This window comes from Curtobacterium sp. MCBD17_034 (assembly GCF_003234515.1).
Classification (GTDB): domain Bacteria; phylum Actinomycetota; class Actinomycetes; order Actinomycetales; family Microbacteriaceae; genus Curtobacterium.
Genome location: NZ_QKTN01000005.1, coordinates 198,249 through 216,327, shown reverse-complemented (window position 1 = coordinate 216,327; position 18,079 = coordinate 198,249). Strand labels below are relative to the sequence as shown.

The 18,079-nt window shown below is 72.2% G+C and carries 14 protein-coding genes, 1 tRNA gene and 1 other RNA gene; 12 read left to right on the top strand and 4 right to left on the bottom strand.

What is annotated here, in order from left to right; all coding sequences use genetic code 11:
* Positions 1 to 231: 231 nt before the first annotated feature.
* The 8 genes from rplJ to DEI92_RS11055 all read left to right on the top strand — a co-directional run bounded on the left by rplJ (position 232) and on the right by DEI92_RS11055 (position 10,468).
* On the top strand, positions 232 to 747 hold the full coding sequence (gene rplJ / locus DEI92_RS11095) for a 50S ribosomal protein L10 (protein ID WP_111009456.1): 516 nt from the start codon (positions 232 to 234) through the stop codon (positions 745 to 747).
* Between the two features lie 45 nt (positions 748 to 792).
* A complete protein-coding gene (gene rplL / locus DEI92_RS11090) occupies positions 793 to 1,179 on the top strand; it encodes a 50S ribosomal protein L7/L12 (protein WP_111009457.1) in 387 nt (128 codons plus the stop codon).
* Between the two features lie 193 nt (positions 1,180 to 1,372).
* Positions 1,373 to 3,283, top strand: coding sequence for an ABC transporter ATP-binding protein (locus DEI92_RS11085; RefSeq protein WP_181434864.1), 1,911 nt, complete (start codon positions 1,373 to 1,375; stop codon positions 3,281 to 3,283).
* A 115-nt stretch (positions 3,284 to 3,398) separates the two neighbouring features.
* Positions 3,399 to 4,763: a cystathionine beta-synthase gene (locus DEI92_RS11080; protein ID WP_111013593.1), complete on the top strand. Its 1,365-nt coding sequence runs from the start codon at positions 3,399 to 3,401 to the stop codon at positions 4,761 to 4,763.
* Between the two features lie 79 nt (positions 4,764 to 4,842).
* Positions 4,843 to 5,994 (top strand): cystathionine gamma-synthase, encoded by a 1,152-nt coding sequence (locus tag DEI92_RS11075; protein WP_111013525.1) that lies wholly within the window; start codon positions 4,843 to 4,845, stop codon positions 5,992 to 5,994.
* Complete coding sequence (locus DEI92_RS11070; protein ID WP_111013524.1) at positions 5,991 to 7,382, top strand: MFS transporter; 1,392 nt, start codon at positions 5,991 to 5,993, stop codon at positions 7,380 to 7,382. The genes DEI92_RS11075 and DEI92_RS11070 overlap by 4 nt, the downstream gene beginning before the upstream one ends.
* 75 nt (positions 7,383 to 7,457) lie before the next feature.
* Positions 7,458 to 8,099: a hypothetical protein gene (locus DEI92_RS11065; RefSeq protein WP_181434846.1), complete on the top strand. Its 642-nt coding sequence runs from the start codon at positions 7,458 to 7,460 to the stop codon at positions 8,097 to 8,099.
* 377 nt (positions 8,100 to 8,476) lie between these two features.
* Positions 8,477 to 10,468, top strand: a complete 1,992-nt coding sequence (locus DEI92_RS11055; RefSeq protein WP_258370172.1) for a protease pro-enzyme activation domain-containing protein — start codon at positions 8,477 to 8,479, stop codon at positions 10,466 to 10,468.
* A gap of 125 nt (positions 10,469 to 10,593) precedes the next feature.
* Here DEI92_RS11055 and DEI92_RS11050 read toward each other — a convergent pair whose 3' ends face one another.
* The gene (locus DEI92_RS11050) at positions 10,594 to 11,163 is read right to left on the bottom strand and encodes a TetR/AcrR family transcriptional regulator (protein WP_111009461.1); all 570 of its coding nucleotides are present in this window, start codon (positions 11,161 to 11,163) and stop codon (positions 10,594 to 10,596) included.
* 188 nt (positions 11,164 to 11,351) lie between these two features.
* Here DEI92_RS11050 and DEI92_RS11045 point away from each other — a divergent pair, with 188 nt between their 5' ends.
* A complete protein-coding gene (locus DEI92_RS11045) occupies positions 11,352 to 12,602 on the top strand; it encodes a multidrug effflux MFS transporter (protein WP_111009462.1) in 1,251 nt (416 codons plus the stop codon).
* A 36-nt stretch (positions 12,603 to 12,638) separates the two neighbouring features.
* Here DEI92_RS11045 and DEI92_RS11040 read toward each other — a convergent pair whose 3' ends face one another.
* Together DEI92_RS11040 and DEI92_RS11035 are read right to left on the bottom strand one after the other, a co-directional pair.
* A complete protein-coding gene (locus DEI92_RS11040; protein ID WP_111013522.1) occupies positions 12,639 to 13,277 on the bottom strand; it encodes a hypothetical protein in 639 nt (212 codons plus the stop codon).
* A 295-nt stretch (positions 13,278 to 13,572) separates the two neighbouring features.
* Positions 13,573 to 13,660 (bottom strand) — tRNA-Ser (locus DEI92_RS11035).
* A gap of 110 nt (positions 13,661 to 13,770) precedes the next feature.
* On the opposite strand from DEI92_RS11035, the gene pta reads away from it, so the two are divergent.
* Entirely contained in the window at positions 13,771 to 15,891 is a 2,121-nt protein-coding gene (gene pta / locus DEI92_RS11030) for a phosphate acetyltransferase (RefSeq protein WP_111013521.1), read from the top strand.
* Positions 15,888 to 17,087 (top strand): acetate/propionate family kinase, encoded by a 1,200-nt coding sequence (locus DEI92_RS11025; protein WP_111013520.1) that lies wholly within the window; start codon positions 15,888 to 15,890, stop codon positions 17,085 to 17,087. Before pta ends, DEI92_RS11025 begins: the two co-directional genes overlap by 4 nt.
* A 152-nt stretch (positions 17,088 to 17,239) precedes the next feature.
* Here the strand turns inward: DEI92_RS11025 and DEI92_RS11020 are convergent, their stop codons facing one another.
* Positions 17,240 to 17,911: an SDR family oxidoreductase gene (locus DEI92_RS11020; RefSeq protein WP_111013519.1), complete on the bottom strand. Its 672-nt coding sequence runs from the start codon at positions 17,909 to 17,911 to the stop codon at positions 17,240 to 17,242.
* 66 nt (positions 17,912 to 17,977) lie between these two features.
* On the opposite strand from DEI92_RS11020, the gene ffs reads away from it, so the two are divergent.
* Positions 17,978 to 18,074: signal recognition particle sRNA small type (gene ffs, locus DEI92_RS11015), an RNA gene on the top strand.
* Positions 18,075 to 18,079 lie beyond the last annotated feature (5 nt).

Sequence of the window (18,079 nt, the reverse complement as noted above, 5' to 3'; positions counted from 1 at the left end):
TGCGGCGGGACTGGTACGCTTTCGGAAGCCAAAGACCGCCGGTTGCCGCCGTGCCTGCACAGTTCCCACTGTCGCTGGTGTGGTGGCCGAAGGTCCTCGTCCGACGAGGCAGCCCGCGCAGGTGTTCCGAACCGCTCACACGCCTCGCGTGGGTCCAGCTCCGAGCCTCTGCGCCGGAGCTTTTTTCGTGTTCGGGACCGGGGGCTGCCGGCACAGACCCTAAGGAGAGCCATGGCGAACAAGGAAGCTGCGGTCGCCGAGCTGTCGGATCACTTCCGCAACTCGAACGCCGTCCTGCTGACCGAGTACCGCGGTCTCACGGTTGCCCAGCTCAAGCAGCTGCGGACTGACATCCGCGAGCACGCCACGTACGCCGTGGTGAAGAACACGCTCACGAAGATCGCTGCCAACGAGGCGGGCATCTCGTCGTTCGACGACGAGCTGGCCGGTCCGTCCGCGATCGCCTTCGTGCACGGTGACACCGTCGCCGTCGCGAAGTCGCTGCGTGCATTCGCCAAGGCGAACCCTCAGCTCGTGGTCAAGGGGGGGTACTTCGACGGTAACCCCCTGACCGCTTCTGAGGTGGACAAGCTCGCCGACCTCGAGTCGCGGGAGGTGCTGCTCGGCAAGCTGGCCGGCGCCTTCAAGGCATCGCTGTTCGGCGCCGCGTACCTGTTCAACGCGCCCCTCTCGCAGGCCGTCCGCACCGTCGAGGCACTGCGCGAGAAGCAGGAGTCCGCAGCCTGATCGGGCCTGCGGTAGACAACCACACCACGTAGCAAGGAGAGAACAATGGCCAAGCTGTCCCAGGACGAGCTCATCGACGCCTTCAAGGAGCTCACGCTCATCGAGCTCTCGGACTTCGTCAAGAAGTTCGAGGAGGTCTTCGAGGTCACCGCCGCCGCTCCCGTCGCCGTCGCCGCCGCTGGTGGCGCGGGCGCCGCCCCGGCCGAGGAGGTCGAGGAGAAGACGGAGTTCGACGTCGTGCTCGAGTCCGCCGGCGACAAGAAGATCCAGGTCATCAAGGAGGTGCGCGCCCTCACGAGCCTGGGCCTCGGCGAGGCGAAGGCGCTCGTCGACGGTGCCCCCGCGAACGTCCTCGAGGGCGTCAACAAGGAGACCGCCGACAAGGCCGCCGACCAGCTCAAGGGCGCCGGCGCGACCGTCACGGTCAAGTAAGACCCGTCGGTACCGCTCGCACGGAGGCCGTCGTCCCCTCGGGGACGGCGGCCTCCGTCGTTCCGGGGCGACGCACGCCCGTCGTCGCCGGGCGCCACGACGCGCACGCTCACCGACGGTGCGACGGCGCCCGTCCGCGTCGGCGCGCGCGACTACCCTGGACCCTCATGACGAGGATCGCGCCGTGAGCCGGATGGACGCCGTCGCCGGCGGCGGTGGCATGCGGGGCGGCGGCGGGGGCGGACCCATGCGCGGCAACCGGATCTCGAGCGGCGACCCGGACGCCCAGCGGGCCATGAACGCCGCAGCGCCGAAGATCCCCGACCTGCTCGGTCGCATCGCGGGGCTGTTCCGGCCGCATCGGACGGCGATCATCGGGACCGTCGTGCTCGTGCTCCTCGGGGCGGCGCTCAGCGTGATCCCGCCGCTGCTCACCCAGAAGGCGTTCGACCTCGGGCTCTTCCCCCGGTCCGGACATCCCGACCTGCCCGTGCTCGGATGGCTCGTCGCGGGCATGGTCGCGCTGTGGATCGCGTCGGCGGGGCTCGGCGTCTGGCAGACCTACCTGACCGCGACCGTCGGCAACCGGGTGATGGGTGCCATGCGCACGCAGCTGTTCGGTCACCTGCAGCGCATGGAACTCGCGTTCTTCACGCGCACGAAGACCGGTGTCATCCAGTCGCGCCTCCAGAACGACGTCGGTGGGGTCGCGAGCGTCCTCAACAACACCATCTCGTCCGTCCTCGGCAACACCGTGACCGTGATCGCCGCCGTCGTCGCGATGGTGCTGCTCAGTTGGCAGATGACGATCGTCGCGGTCGTGCTCCTGCCGCTGCTGGTGATCGCGCAGCGTCGCGTCGGGCGGGTCCGCGCCCGCATCGCCGCCGAGACGCAGGAGTCCCTGTCGGACATGACGGCGATCACGCAGGAGGCCCTGAGCGTGTCGGGCATCCTGCTCGCCAAGAGCTTCAACCGCCAGGGCGCCGAGATCGACCGGTACGAGGCCGAGAACCGCAACCAGATCCGCCTGCAGGTACGTCAGCAGATGTCCGGGCAGTGGTTCTTCGCGATCGTGCAGATCTTCCTGTCCGTGATCCCGGCGATCATCTACCTCGTCGCGGCCTGGCTCATCGTCGGTGGTGTGCCCGTCACCGCCGGGACGATCGTCGCGTTCACCACCGTGCAGTCGCGGCTCTTGTTCCCGACGGTCGGGTTGCTCCGCGTCGTGCTCGACCTGCAGACGTCCGGGGCGCTGTTCGCGCGCATCTTCGAGTACCTCGACCTGCGGCCGGCCATCACCGACCCGGCGGATCCCGTCCCCGTGGACGAGTCGCGGATCGGCGCGCTCGCGTTCGAGGACGTCACGTTCGTCTACCCGGACGGCGACCCGGACGAGCCGACGCTCCGTGGGCTGTCGTTCGACCTCGAGCCCGGACGTTTCGCCGCGTTCGTCGGACCGTCGGGCGCCGGCAAGACCACGATCTCGTACCTCGTGCCCCGGTTGTACGACGCGACGACGGGCACGGTCCGGTTCGCTGGCACCGACGTCCGCGCGATCGCGCAGGACGACCTGGTGCGGCACGTCGGCGTCGTCAGCCAGGAGACCTACCTGTTCCACGCGACGATCGCCGACAACCTCCGCTACGCCAAGCCGGACGCGACCGACGACGAGCTCCGCGCGGCCGCCCGTGCCGCCAACATCGACGCGACGATCCAGTCGTTCCCCGACGGCTACGCGACCGTCGTGGGGGAGCGCGGCTACCGACTCTCCGGCGGCGAGAAGCAGCGCATCGCGATCGCGCGCGTCCTGCTCAAGGACCCGCCGGTGCTCGTGCTCGACGAGGCGACGAGCGCGCTCGACTCCATCTCGGAGCGGGTGGTGCAGGACGCCCTGGACGCGGCCGCCCGCGGTCGGACGACGATCGCGATCGCGCACCGGTTGTCCACCGTGCGGGACGCCGACGTCATCTTCGTCGTCGACCACGGCCGGATCGTCGAGCGCGGCGACCACGAGGAGCTCCTGGCACTCGGCGGTGTCTACGCGGCGCTGCACCGTCAGCAGAACGAGCCGGTGGTCGCCGCTGCCCAGGGCGTCGAGGCCTGAACGCAGGGCCTCGGGAGGCGCGGCGCCGCGGGAGACCCGTGCGACGTCCGCTGCCGGGGGGCGTTCGCCGACCTGCCAGGTCATGCGGCAGGGGCACGACGTACACTCGATGACCGTGCGCTACGCCAACTCCGTCATCGACCTGGTCGGGAACACCCCGCTCGTCCGCCTCAACTCGGTGACGGCGGGGGTCGCCGCGACCGTCCTCGTCAAGGTCGAGTACTTCAACCCGGGTGGCTCGGCCAAGGACCGCATCGCCACCCGGATCATGGACGACGCCGAGGCGAAGGGGCAGCTCGGACCGGGCGGCACGATCGTCGAGCCCACGAGCGGCAACACCGGCGTCGGTCTGGCGCTCGTCGCCCAGCAGCGTGGGTACCGGTGCGTCTTCGTCCTCCCCGACAAGGTCGGCGAGGACAAGCGCAACGTCCTCACCGCCTACGGTGCCGAGATCGTCATCACCCCGACCGCCGTGCCGCCGGAGCACCCCGAGTCCTACTACTCGGTCTCCGACCGCCTGGTGCAGGAGATCCCCGGCGCGTTCAAACCGAACCAGTACGCCAACCCGAACGGGCCGCGCAGCCACTACGAGACGACCGGCCCCGAGATCTGGCGGGACACCGACGGGACGATCACGCACTTCGTCGCGGGCGTCGGAACCGGCGGCACGATCAGCGGGACGGGACGGTACCTCAAGGAGGTCTCGGAGGGCGGCGTGCGCATCGTCGGTGCGGACCCCGAGGGCAGCGTCTACTCCGGCGGCACCGGACGCCCGTACCTCGTCGAGGGTGTCGGTGAGGACTTCTGGCCGCCCGCCTACGACGGCAGCGTCGTCGACGAGGTCATCGCGGTCTCGGACGCGGAGTCGTTCGCGATGACCCGCCGCCTCGCCCGCGAGGAGGGCCTGCTCGTCGGTGGCTCCAGCGGCATGGCCGTCGTGGCCGCCCTCCGTGCCGCGCGCGACCTCGGACCGGACGACGTCGTCGTCGTGCTCCTGCCGGACGGGGGCCGTGGCTACCTCGGCAAGATCTTCAACGAGCGCTGGATGCGCTCGTACGGATTCGTCGAGACCGAGGACGAGCGCACGGTCGGCGCACTCCTGCAGGCCAAGACCGGCGCCCTGCCGGACCTCGTGCACGCCCACCCGTCGGACACCGTGCGCGACGTCATCGACATCATGAAGACGTACGGGGTCTCGCAGATGCCGGTGCTCTCGGCCGAGCCGCCCGTCGTCATCGGCGAGGTCGTCGGCGCGATCGAGGAGCAGGAGCTGCTCGAGGCCGTGTTCACGGGCGCGGCCCGCATGACCGACTCGCTGTCGGCCTCGGTCGGCGACCCGCTGCCGATCATCGGCATCGGTGAGTCCGTCACGGCTGCCCGCCGTGCGCTCGAGGACACGAACGCCCTGCTCGTCGTCGAGGACGGGAAGCCCGTCTCGGTCGTCACCCGTCACGACCTGCTCGCGTTCCTGTCCGCGTAGCCGTTCCCGGCCCCGCTGGGCAGCCCCGCCGTGGAGCCGTCCGACCATCCACCCCGCCGTCATCACCAGGAGTCACCCCATGGCCGAGTTCTCCACCCGCGCGATCCACTCCGGGCAGGAGCCCGACGAGCGCACCGGTGCGGTGGTCCCGCCCGTGTTCCTCACCTCGACGTTCGTGCAGGACGGCATCGGGCGGATGCGCAACGGGTACGAGTACTCACGGTCCGGCAACCCCACACGTGACTCCCTGCAGGAGCAACTCGCCGACCTCGACGGCGGGGTCCGGGCGTTGTCGTTCTCGTCCGGCCTCGCCGCCGAGGACGCCCTGCTCCGCGCCGTCCTCGCGCCGGGCGCCCACGTCGTGATGGGCAACGACGTCTACGGCGGCACCCACCGCCTCGTGAACCGCCTGCACGTGCCGTGGGGGGTCGAGCTCACCACCGTCGAGATGAGCGACCTCGACGCGGTGCGCGCCGTCCTCCAGGCAGGGGAGCCCGGCCGCACGGTGGTGCTCTGGGTCGAGACGCCGACGAACCCCCTGATGAAGATCGTCGACATCGCCGCGCTCGCCGCGATCGGGCACGAGGTCGGCGCACTCGTCGTCGTCGACAACACGTTCGCGTCCCCGTACCTCCAGCAGCCACTCGCGCTCGGTGCCGACGTCGTCGCGTACTCCACCACGAAGTACCTCGGTGGCCACTCGGACGTGGTGGGCGGTGCGATCGTGCTGCGCGACGAGGAGCTCGCCGAGCGCGTCGGCTTCGTGCAGTTCGCCGCGGGAGCGATCTCCGGGCCGATGGACGCCTGGCTGACGACCCGGGGCATCAAGACGCTGGCGGTCCGGATGGAACGGCACTCGGCGAACGCGCAGGCCGTCGCCGAGGCGCTCGTCGGGCACCCGGCGGTCGAGCGGGTGTTCTACCCGGGCCTCGAGTCCCACCCGGGTCACGCGATCGCGGCGAAGCAGATGCGCGGGTTCGGCGGCATGCTGTCGGTCGCGCTGACGGGTGGTCCGGAGGCCGCACGCCGGTTCGCCGAGTCCACCGAGGTGTTCCAGCTCGCGGAGTCGCTCGGTGGTGTCGAGTCGCTCATCGGATACCCGAGCGAGATGACCCACGCGTCGGTCAAGGGCACGGAGCTCGCGGTGCCCGAGCACGTGGTCCGCCTGTCGGTCGGCATCGAGGACGTCGCCGACCTCGTGGCCGACGTCGAGCAGGCCCTGACGCGGTGACCATCCCGCCCGGGCGCGCGGCGAGGCCGGGGCGCGCGGGCATCCTGGGACGCGGATACGTCCTGCCGACCGTCGGCATGGTCGCGATCGTCGCCGTCAGCGCGTTCCAGAACCTGGCGATGGCCACGATCATGCCGGTGATCAGCCGCGACCTCGACGGCGAGGCGCTGTACTCGCTGGCCTTCGCCGCGCCGCTCGCCGCAGGGGTGCCGGGCATGGTGGTGGCCGGCACCTGGGCGGACCGGTCGGGGGCACGCGTGGTCACGATCGTCTCCGCGCTGCTCTTCGCGCTCGGCACGGCGATCGTGGCCCTGGCGGGGTCGATGCCGGTGTTCCTCGGCGGACGCCTCGTCGAGGGCTTCGGCGCGGGGGCCCTCACGGTCGTGCTGTACGTCATCGTGTCGCGGATCTACCCCGAGCACCTGCACGGACGGATCTTCGCGGGCTTCGCCGGCGCGTGGGTCGTGCCGGGCCTCGTCGGTCCGGCGGCCGCCGGTGTCGTGACGGACACGTGGGGCTGGCACTGGGTGTTCGTCGGCGCGCTCGTCATCGCCGTCGGTTCGTTCGTCCTCCTGCTGCCGAGCCTCCGGCGTCTCCCGGTCCCCGACGTCGCGGACCGACCAGCGTGGCCGGGCCCGCGCATCGCCTGGTCCGCCGTCGCGGCCGTCGCGGTGCTCGGGCTCAACACCGCCCCGGACCTCGCCGGCGCACTCGGGCCCCTCGTGCTCGCCGTCGGACTCGTGGTCGCGGTGGTCGGGCTGCGCCCCCTGCTGCCGGTGGGGACGTTCCGGGTCGCACCGGGCCTCCCGGCCGTCGTCGTGATGCGCGCCGTCGCCGGCGCCGCCTACATGGGCAGCGAGGTGTACCTGCCGTACCTGCTCCAGGCGCACCACGGGTTCAGCCCGTCGGCGGCCGGTGTCACCCTGACCCTGGCGGCGATCAGCTGGGCCGCCGCGAGCTGGGCCCACGGCCGGATCCCGGAACGGGTGCTCACCGCGCGCCGCGCCTTCAGCATCGGACTGACGCTCGTGGCGCTCGGGCTGCTCGCCGCGTTCGTCGTCGCCGTCACCGGTGTCCTGCCGGTCGTGATGATCGCCGGGTGGTTCGTGGCGGGTGCCGGCATGGGGATCGTCTACCCGCGGACCTCGATGCTCACACTCCGGCTCAGTGACCGCGCGGACCAGGGATCCGCGAGTTCCGCCCTGGCGATCGGGGACGCCACCGGCGCGGTCGTGGGGCTCGCGATCACGGGCGTCGCCTTCACGGCGTTCGGGGGTCGGGCGGCCACCGTGTCGTTCGCGGTGGTGTTCGGCGCGATGACGCTCGTGGCGCTCGCCGGCCTGGCCCTCGTCCGCCGCGTCGGGCCCGTGCCCGCCCCGCGCGGGTGACGGAGCGGGCGACGCGGCGGTGCCGGCCGTCCCGCCGTGTGTAGCGTGGGGCGCCGGGCGACCAGGGAGGACGTGATGCGGCGGGGCAGGACGGTGGCCGTGGTGACCCGGTGCGTCATCCTCGCCGCGGTGGTCGCGGTCGGGCCGGCCGCCTGCGCGGCGGAGGACGGCACGACCCCGACGCCGGTGCGGAGCACGGACCTCACGGGGGCCGACGGCGGGTTCGACGAGCACGCGCGCATCGCCGTCGTGGTGCCGGCGGGCGCATCGGCCGGCGGCACGCGCGGAGCCAAGGCCGACGCGACCGCCGACGCGACACCCGGCGCGACGCAGCCCGGCGCGACCGCCACACCCACGCCCGGACTCGACGGGGCCTTCCGATCCGCGCTCACTGCATCCGGCTACGTGCCGGACGTGCGCATCGCCTCCCGTCCGGACGCGCAGTCCGCGGCGATCGTCGCCGCGGCGATGGCCGGGGCGAAGGTGGTCGTGGTCGAAGCGGTCGACCCGACGGCGTTGGCCGCGGCGGTCCAGCGCGCACAGGACGCGGGCGCGCTGGTGGTCGCGATCGGGGAACCCCTGCGGAAGGGGGGCGCGTCACGGCCGGTCGTCTCGGACTTCCGGCTCCCGGTGGGGAGCAGCGATGCCGACCTCGTCCGCCGAGTGGTCCGGCTCACCGACCGGCTCCAGGAGGGACGCCGCCCGTCCGGGGAGTGAGCGCCGTCGGACGTCGTCCGGCGACGGGCATCCGTGGCACGCTCCGGCTGGTGGCTGGTGGCTGGTGGCTGGTGGCTGGTGGCTGGTGGCTGGCGGCTGGCGGCTGGCGGCTGGCGGCTGGCGGCAGCTGGCGGCAGCTGGCAGGGGCCCGGATCGCTCTGGGCGTCGTCCCAGCCGTGCTGCCCACCGATCGCATCGTCGCCTGCCTCCGCGCGGCGCGGCGCTGTGCGTCCGCTCAGGGTCCGGACCACGCCCGGGGCACGGCGACCGTCCCGCGATGTGCTGACTGTCCTGCCGGGGACCCCCCAGATTAGGGTCAGCACACGAATCTCCTGGAGCTCCCTGGGTCTCCTGGACAACGGTCAGAGAGGACAGTAGTGCCAACTCCCAAACTCACCCCTCATCGACGAGTCCTCGTCGGTGTCATCGCCGCGGCGTGCGTCGCCGGCACCTCGCTCCTCGCCGCGGCCCCCGCCAACGCGGCCACCCGTGCGCCGCTGGGCAACTCCGTCCCGTCGTGGGCGACCCACGCGAACGACAGCGGGACCGTCGCCGCCGACACGAGCGTGGAGGGCGAGGTCTACCTGCCGCTCCGCGACCTGGCCGGGGCGACCGCCCTCGCCACGGCGGTGTCGACGCCCGGCAACCCGCAGTACCGCACGCCGCTGTCGCCGGCCGCGTGGATCGCGAAGTACGCGCCCACCAAGGCCGACGTCGACCAGGTGACGAGCTACCTGCGCGCGCAGGGCCTGACGATCTCGGGCGTCCCCGCGAGCCACCAGTACGTGGTCTTCCGCGGTCCCGCTGCCACGGTCCAGAGCGTCATGGGCACGACGCTCCACGAGTACCGCCACGACGGTCGCTCGCTCGTCGCGCCGTCCTCCACGCCGTCCCTGCCGACCGCGATCGCGGCGAAGGTCTCCGGTGTCAGCGTCGACCAGGGCCGGTTCACCACGCGTCCCGAGATCGTCGGCCAGGGGCAGACGCCCGCCGCCACCACACCGTCGCACGTGTTCGCTCAGTCGACCACGGCGCCGGCCGCGGTGAACGCGCAGTGCTCGGCCTACACCGGGCAGCACACCGCGACCGTCCCGGCCGCGTACGGCACGACCACCGTCGACACCTTCAACTGCGGCTACATCCCGTCGCAGCTGCGGTCCGCCTACGGTGTCTCGGCGCTCGAGGCACGGGGCGTCCAGGGCCAGGGGCAGACCGTCGCGATCATCGACGCGTACGCGTCGCCGACGATCATCCACGACACGAACACCTACTCGGCCAGCCACGGTGAGCCCCAGCTGACGAGCAGCACGTTCTCGCAGAAGATCCCGTCGGTGTCGCAGTTCACCGACCAGGAGGCCTGCGCGGAGCCGAGCGGCTGGCAGGGCGAGGAGACGCTCGACGTCGAGTCCGTGCACGCGGTCGCGCCCGCGGCGTCGATCCTGTACGTCGGTGGCACGAACTGCGGCGGGGGCCTGGACATCGCGATGTCCCGGATCCTCGACGGCGGCCTGGCCGACATCGTCAGCAACAGCTACGGCAACACCGGCGAGGACGTCCCGCTGTCGACCCTGCAGGGCGAGGAGAACATCCAGCTGCAGGCCGCTGGCGAGGGCATCGGCCTGTACTTCTCGAGCGGTGACAACGGCGACGAGACGGCGGCCCTCGGGCAGCCCGAGCCGGACTTCCCGGCCTCGTCCCCGTGGGTCACGGCGGTCGGCGGGACGAGCCTCGGCATCGACGCGGCGGGTCGCAAGGCCTACGAGACCGGCTGGGGGGACACGCTCGACAAGATCGTGTCGACGAACGGCACGGACTCCTACGCGGCACCGCTGCCCGGCAACCTGTTCGGTGGCGGCGCGGGTGGCGGTGCGAGCACGTACTTCGCGCAGCCGAGCTACCAGAAGGGCATCGTCCCCGCCGGTCTCGGGAACGGCAAGCGCGTCTCGCCGGACCTCGGGGCGCTGGCCGACCCGTACACCGGGTTCTCGATCGGCATCCGCCCGATCAAGGACGACAGCACGCTCGCCGCGGCGGCCTACGAGACCGAGACCTACGGTGGGACCTCGCTCGCGTCGCCGGTCACGGCGGCCCTGATGGCGCTCGTCCAGCAGACGACCCACTCGCGGATCGGGTTCGCGAACCCGACGCTCTACGCGGTCGACCGCGTGGCCCCGTCGCTGTTCAACGACGTGACCCCGCCAGCCTCGCCGATCGCGCTGGCGTACACGAGTGCCACGAGCGGGAACAGCTACCTGGTCACGCTCAACACGGACACGTCGCTCACGACCGCGCGCGGCTACGACGACGTCACCGGCCTCGGCTCGGTGTCGTTCGACCTGCTCACCGCGCTCGCGAAGGCGAAGGTCTAGTCGACCGGTCCGACGCACCGCCGCGGGTGCACGAGACGCCGGGTCCCCACGAGGGGCCCGGCGTCTCGCCGTTCCGGCCGGGAGGCCCGGAGCGCCCCGTCAGGCGACCCGCGGGCCTGGCGGGGTCAGCGCCACCAGGCGGGGAGGGACGCGGTGATCGTGTCGACGAGCGCCTTGCGTGACCGCCGCGGACCGGCGACCCAGACGGTGATCGCGCCGACGAACCCCTGTGCGACGAACCCCGCGGCGACGTCGTGGAGGACCTCGGGCCGGTCCTCGGGCGCCATGCCGGCGATGTGCGCGACGCACGACACCCGGAAGTGCTCGGCGAGCAGCCGATGCAGCGAGGCGTCGTTCGGGTCGGGGAGTGCCCACCGGTAGATCTCGCGGTGCGCGACGATGTGCTCGACGACGGCGCTGATGCCCCTGCGGGTGATCGTGCTCGGGTCGGCGCCCGGGACCTCGCGGAGCGCGGCGTCCTCGTCGCGGATGCTGTCGAGCTCGGGCGTCAGGACGTCGGCGAGGAGCGAGCCGGGGGAGACCGCGTGGGAGTAGAAGGTCGCGCGGTTGATGCCAGCGGCGCGCGTGACGTCCGCGACGGTGATGGCCGACACCGGCCGGTCGGCTGCGAGCCCGAGGATGGCCCCACGCAGCGCCGCCGTGGTGTGCAGGATCCGCGCGTCGACCATGGTCATCACCCCTCTGTGGACGCCCCGACGCTACCAGGAGGGCGGGTCGCGGGGCCGGTTCGCGCACGGGCGGCGCCGATGCACGCAGAAGCGCGGCCCGCCGTGCGCGGGCCGATGCGGACCCGTAGCATTGGTCCCGGACCCGAATCGATTCGACCGGCGACCACCCCTCACCCCGGAAGGCCCTCCTCCCCGTGACCGCCCCTGCCACCGGCGCCCTGACCGTCGTCCACCCCGGCGACGCTCTGCGTCGCTCCCAGCGCCTCGTCTACGTGGTCGTCCTCGGCGCGCTCACGGCGCTCGGGCCGTTCACGATCGACCTCTACCTGCCCGCGTTCCCGTCGCTCGAGCGTGCCTTCGACATCAGCGCCGGAGCGGTGCAGCTCACGCTCACCGCCACGACGGTCGGCTTCGCCGTCGGCCAGCTCCTCGTCGGGCCGTGGAGCGACCGCGTCGGGCGGCGGCTCCCGCTCATCCTCGCCACGTCCCTCCACATCGTGGCCTCGGTGGCCGCGTCCCTCGCGCCGAACCTCGAGACGTTGGCCGTGCTCCGGTTCCTCCAGGGGATGGGCGCCGCGGCGGGCGTCGTCGTGGCCATGGCCATGGTGCGCGACCTCTTCGGGGGCATCCCGCTCGTGCGCATGCTGTCCCGGTTGGCGATGGTGAACGGGCTCGCCCCGATCCTGGCCCCGCTCATCGGCTCGCAGATGCTGCGCGTCGTCGACTGGCGTGGGGTGTTCGTGTTCCTGGCCTGCTACGGGGCGGTGGTGATCATCGCGATGATCAGCCTCATCGTCGAGACGCTCCCGCGCGAGCGCCGCCACGACGTCGGACACGCGTCGGTACGGGACCGGTACCGCGCACTGTTCTCGGACCGGGTGTTCGTCGGCGTCGCGCTCATCGGAGCGATGGTGTTCAGCGGCCTGTTCTCGTACCTGTCCGCGTCGCCGTTTCTGTTCCAGCAGGTGTACGGCCTCAGCACCCAGCAGTACGGCGTCCTGTTCGCGGTCAACTCGTTGGGCGTCGTGATCGGCGTGCAGGTGTCGTCGCGCCTCGCACGGCGCGTCGGCCCGCAGTGGATCCTCGCCTGCTCCACCGCCGTCCTGCTCGTCAGCGCGGTCGCCATCGCCGTGTTCGACTCCGTCGGGGTGGGGCGCGCGGGCGTGTTCGTGCCCCTGTGGTTCTTCATCTGTGCGTGTGGGTTCTCGTTCCCGCAGATCCAGGTGCTCGGGCTCGCAGCCCACGGCAAGGAGGCCGCGACGGCGGCGTCACTGCTCGGCGCGATGAACTTCGGCGTGGCCGGCATCATCTCGCCGGTCGTCGGCCTGCTCGGCATCGGCTCCGCCGTGCCCATGGCCGAGGTCATGGCCGCCACCGCCGTCGTGGCCGTGTTCGTGCTCTGGTTCGTGGTCCGGCCGCGCACGGTGCCGGCGCTGTCGCACTGACCCCCGGATCCGCACCGCCGAGGGTGCGGCCCGACGTCAGTGAGCGATGCGTCCCGCGGTCTCCGCGACGAGCGCCAGGACGACGAGCGACCCGACCCCGACCGCGATCGCCAGGATCGCCATCGGCCGCTCGTACCAAGCGCGACTCTGCGGGTACAGGCGGTGGAACTCGCGCAGCGGCATGGGCTTGGTGAGCTCCGTGACCCGTGCGTCCAGTGCCTCGGCGAGGTGCCCGAGCGCCGTGTCGTCCCACAGCACGCCCCGCATCCGGAAGAGCGGATGCCCGGACTCGGTCAGCGCGACGAGCTGGCGGGTCGTGCGGTCCACGGACGGACCGAACGTCGTCGCGAGCACGACCCGGTGCACGTGCGCACGGTCGAGCACGACGCGTGGTCCGAGCAGCCCGCGCATCTCGACGTGGTGCGAGCCGACGCCGGCGTACACCGTGCGGAACCGGACCACGAGCAGCGAGGTCAGCACCGCCGCGACGACCGCGACGGTCCCCACCGGCGCGACGAACCCGAGCGGGAACGACACCCACACGAGCGCGACCGCGAGTGGCACCGCGGAGAACAGGATGCTCAATGCGGTGCTCCGCAGGAACGCCCCGCTCGGCCGCACCACGAGGTGCGCCCTCCCCGGCGTCGCCCTGACGCGTGCCGTCGTCTCCCCCACGGATGCTCCTCGCCCCTCACGGTCCGGCGGCCACCGGGAGCCGTCCCGGTGGTCCGACGCGACGCCCCTGCCGCTGCCGGATCTCGGCCGTCACCGGTGACGGAGCGGCCTGCGAGCGTCAGCCTAGGGCCTGACCCCCGCGCCGTCCCAGCGTTGTGGGGGTGATCTGCGGATCCCCGCGACGTGGGGTTCGACCGGGTCCGGCAGGTGGGGGACCGGAGCTCCGGTGCGGGCGGTGACGGGCCTCCCGGGCGCGCCACGCGAGGGGCGACGGACGGGAATCGACGGTCGATCGTGGCGGAGGATGGGGGATTCGAACCCCCGAGGGCTTGCACCCAACACGCTTTCCAAGCGTGCGCCATAGGCCACTAGGCGAATCCTCCGGGCGTCGCCCTGTGGCGACGACACCCCATGGTACAGGTCCGGAGGCGGGCCGACGACCGCGGCACCGCGCCCTGGGGCGGCACCCGGCCCCCGGTCCTATCCTGGGGAGGTGTCGACCCGCATCTACATCACGTCAGCAGAAGGGCACACCGGCAAGAGCACCGTGGCCCTCGGGGTGCTCGAGACCCTCGCGCGGACCGTCGGCCGGGTCGGCGTCTTCCGGCCCGTGGCGCGGTCGACCGCCGAGCGGGATTACGTCCTCGAGCTGCTGCTCCAGCACACATCGGCGGGCATCGACTACGACGACGCCGTGGGGGTGACCTACGAGGACGTCCACGTGGACCCCGACGGGGCGCTCGCCACGATCGTGAACCGGTTCGCGCTCGTCGAGCGGCAGTGCGACGCGGTCGTCGTCGTCGGTTCCGACTACACCGACGTCGGCAGCCCGACCGAGCTGTCGTACAACGCGCGCATCGCGGCGAACCTCGGCGCACCGGTCCTCCTCGTGCTCGGAGGGCGGAGCAGCTCCGAGCGCGGCGCCCGGACCGGCGACGACGTCCGACAGATCGCGGAGTTGACCACGAGCGAACTCCGCGCCGCCCACGCGTCGTTGCTCGGGGTCGTCGCGAACCGCACCGCGCCGGAGCGCATCGACGAGGTCGTCGCCGGCATCCGCAGTGCGATCGCGACAGAGCACCCGGGCACGCCGGTCTGGGCGATCCCCGAGGACGCCGTGCTCGTCGCCCCGACGGTGCGTGCCGTGCTCGCCGCGACGGACGCCACCCTGGTCAGCGGTGACGAGGCCCTGCTCGATCGCGAGGCCCTCGGCACGGTGGTCGCCGCCATGAGCATGGAGAACGTCCTGCCCCGGCTCATCGAGGGCGGGATCGTCGTCGTCCCGGGCGACCGCACCGACGTCCTCATCGCGACGCTGCTCGCGAACGACTCGGAGACGTTCCCCTCGCTCGCCGGGGTCGTCCTCAACGGCGGGTTCGAGACGTCGCCGCAGATCCAGCGCCTCCTCGAGGGTCTGTCGAGCACCCTGCCCATCGCCCGCAACGGGCTCGGCACCTACGACACGGCGCTGCGGATCACGCAGACCCGGGGGCGCCTCGCGGCGGACTCGCCGCGCAAGACCGACCTCGCCCTGTCGCTGTTCGAGCGGCACGTCGACGCGGACGAACTCCTCGCCCGGCTCGAGGTCGGACCGTCGTCCGTCGTGACGCCGCTCATGTTCGAGCACGGTCTGATCGACCGCGCTCGGGAGCTCCGGAAGCGCATCGTCCTGCCCGAGGGGGACGACGACCGGATCCTCCGGGCCGCGTCGACGCTCCTGCAGCGCGACGTCTGCGACCTCACGATCCTCGGGGACCCGACGGCGGTCCGCACCCGCGCGGCCGAGCTCGGGCTCGACCTCGACGCCGCCGACGTGGTCGACCCCTCCGCCGAACCGCTCCGTGAACGGTTCGCCGAGGAGTACGCCCGTGTCCGCGCACACAAGGGCATGACCGTCGAGCTGGCGCGCGACCGGGTGACGGACGTGTCCTACTTCGGCACGCTCATGGTGCACCTCGGCCTCGCCGACGGCATGGTGTCCGGAGCCCGGCACACCACCGCGCACACGATCCGCCCCGCGTTCGAGATCATCAAGACCCGGCCCGACGTGTCGATCGTGTCGAGCGTGTTCCTCATGGCGCTCGCCGACCGCGTCCTCGTGTACGGCGACTGCGCCGTGGTGCCGGACCCGACCAGCGAACAGCTCGCGGACATCGCGACGTCCAGCGCGGCAACCGCCGCGCAGTTCGGCATCGAACCGCGCGTCGCCATGCTCAGCTACTCGACCGGGGACAGCGGATCCGGGGCGGACGTCGACAAGGTGCGGGCCGCCACCGCGTTCGTCCGCGAACGGCACCCCGAGCTGCTCGTCGAGGGCCCGATCCAGTACGACGCCGCCGCCGACCCCACCGTCGCCCACGCCAAGATGCCGGACTCGCCGGTCGCCGGCCGCGCGACGGTGTTCATCTTCCCGGACCTCAACACCGGCAACAACACGTACAAGGCCGTGCAGCGGTCCGCCGGCGCGGTCGCGATCGGGCCCGTCCTGCAGGGGCTGCGCAAGCCGATCAACGACCTGTCGCGCGGCGCACTCGTCGGGGACATCGTCAACACCGTCGCGATCACCGCCATCCAGGCCGGGACCAGCGCCGAACCCAGGAAGCAGGCATCGTGACCACAGCACTCGTCGTCAACTCCGGATCGAGCTCCTTCAAGTACCAGCTCATCGAGCTCGAGGGGGAGCGCATGCTCGCGTCCGGGCTCGTCGAGCGCATCGGGGAGTCCTCCGGCGCCACCAAGCACACGAACGCCCTGACCGGCAAGTCCACCTCGAACGACGACGCCCACGTGCCGGACCACGCCGCCGGGTTCCGCGCGATGCTCGACGCCTTCGCCGCCGTCGGGCCCTCGTTCGACGACGAGCCGCCCGCCGTCGTCGGCCACCGGGTCGTCCACGGCGGCACCGACTTCGACCGCGCCACCGTCATCACGCCCGAGGTCGAAGCGCGGATCGACGCCCTGTCCGCCCTCGCACCGCTGCACAACCCGGCCAACCTCGAGGGGATCCGGGCCGCACAGCACGTGTTCGCGGACGTGCCGCAGGTCGCCGTCTTCGACACCGCGTTCCACCAGACCATGCCGCCGGAGGCCTACACGTACGCGATCCCGGCGGACCTCGCGCAGCGCTACGCGATCCGGCGGTACGGCGCGCACGGGACGAGCCACAAGTACGTGTCCGAGCAGACCGCGGTGTTCCTCGGCCGCCCGCTCGAGCAGCTCAAGACGATCGTCCTGCACCTCGGCAACGGGGCGTCCGCCGCCGCGATCGACGGAGGGCGCAGCATCGAGACGTCGATGGGCCTGACGCCGCTCGAGGGGCTCGTCATGGGGACCCGCTCGGGTGACCTCGACCCCGCGATCCTCATCCACCTGCACCGCGAGGCAGGCATGTCCTTCGAGGACCTCGACACCATGCTCAACAAGCAGTCGGGCCTGCTCGGACTCACCGGGAACGGGGACATGCGGGACGTCCAGAGCGACGCGTCCGAGGGCGACGACCGGGCGGAGGCGGCGCTCGCCGTCTACCGGCACCGGATCCGCCGGTACGTCGGCGCGTACACCGCCCAGCTCGGCGGCCTCGACGCCGTCGTGTTCACGGCGGGTGTGGGCGAGAACAACGCGCTCCTGCGGCGCCGGGTCCTGGCCGGGCTCGAGCACCTGGGGATCGAGGTCGACCACGACCGCAACGACCTGCACTCCAGCCGTGCGCGGCGGATCTCGACCGACCGCTCCCGGGTCGCGGTGCTCGTGATCCCGACGAACGAGGGGCTGGAGATCGCACGGCAGTCCGCCGCTGTGGCACTGCACTGATCTGCCGGACTCGCCGGCTCGCCCAGCGTCCGCGTCGGCGTCGTGGCGCCGCTGGCGCGTCCCTCTGATCTCCAGCGCACGCCGCTGCTCCGCCCGGGCTGATGCGGGCCGTGACCCGCCGCCTCAGATGCGGGCCGTGGCGCGCCGCCGCCTCAGAGCGCCGCGAGCGCTTCGTGGATCGGCACGTCGCCCGACGTGAGCTCGAACTGGCGACCGATCGCAGCACCCGCGAGCAGGGCCTCCAGGACGACCGCCGCGACGTCGGCCCGCGAGACGGAACCACGGGGCACCTCGGTGCCGGCGCGGACGGTGCCCTGGCCCGGGGTGTCGAGGAGACCTCCGGGACGCACGATCGTCCACTGGAACCCGCGTGCGCGGATGTTCGCGTCCGCCTCCGCCTTCGCTCGCAGGTAGACCTGGAACACCGCGCGGTCGTCCGCGGCCGGCAGGACCGCCGTGGCCGGGTCGTACGAGTCGGCGCCCATGGCCGAGATGAGCACGTACCGCGGCACCGAGACCCGCGAGGCGGCGTCGGCGAGCAGGATCGCGGCGTCGCGGTCGACCGCGAACTTGCGTTCGGCACCGCTGTTCGGTCCGGCGCCCGCCGCGAACACGACGGCGTCGGCCTGCTCGAGGTCCACCGCGAGGTCGTCCTCGTCCATCTGCTCGAGATCCCGGACGATCGCGCTCGCGCCGGTGGCCTCGACGTCGGCGACATGCGCCGGGTTGCGGACGATCCCGACCGCGTCGTGTCCCGCCTGCGTGATGAGTCGTTCGAGCAGCAGGGCTATCTTGCCGTGTCCTCCGGCGATGACGATCTTCATGCCTCCACTGAACCGCCCGCGGCTGAGTGCGCGTCGATGAACGGGCGAGGCGTCCGCTAGACTGTCGGCGGCTCCTCACGTGACGCCATCCAGGCCAACTCCCCCAGGGCGGAAACGCAGCAAGGGCAACCGGGCTCTGGCGGGTACGTGGGGAGTCTTCTCGTTCCG

Coding starts and splice junctions, on each gene's coding strand:
- DEI92_RS11065 (WP_181434846.1), top strand. CDS start 7,458: ATGCGGCGGGGCAGGACGGTGGCCGTGGTGACCCGGTGCGTCATCCTC.
- DEI92_RS11085 (WP_181434864.1), top strand. CDS start 1,373: ATGGACGCCGTCGCCGGCGGCGGTGGCATGCGGGGCGGCGGCGGGGGC.
- rplL (WP_111009457.1), top strand. CDS start 793: ATGGCCAAGCTGTCCCAGGACGAGCTCATCGACGCCTTCAAGGAGCTC.
- rplJ (WP_111009456.1), top strand. CDS start 232: ATGGCGAACAAGGAAGCTGCGGTCGCCGAGCTGTCGGATCACTTCCGC.
- DEI92_RS11020 (WP_111013519.1), bottom strand. CDS start 17,911: ATGAAGATCGTCATCGCCGGAGGACACGGCAAGATAGCCCTGCTGCTC.
- DEI92_RS11050 (WP_111009461.1), bottom strand. CDS start 11,163: ATGACCATGGTCGACGCGCGGATCCTGCACACCACGGCGGCGCTGCGT.
- DEI92_RS11075 (WP_111013525.1), top strand. CDS start 4,843: ATGGCCGAGTTCTCCACCCGCGCGATCCACTCCGGGCAGGAGCCCGAC.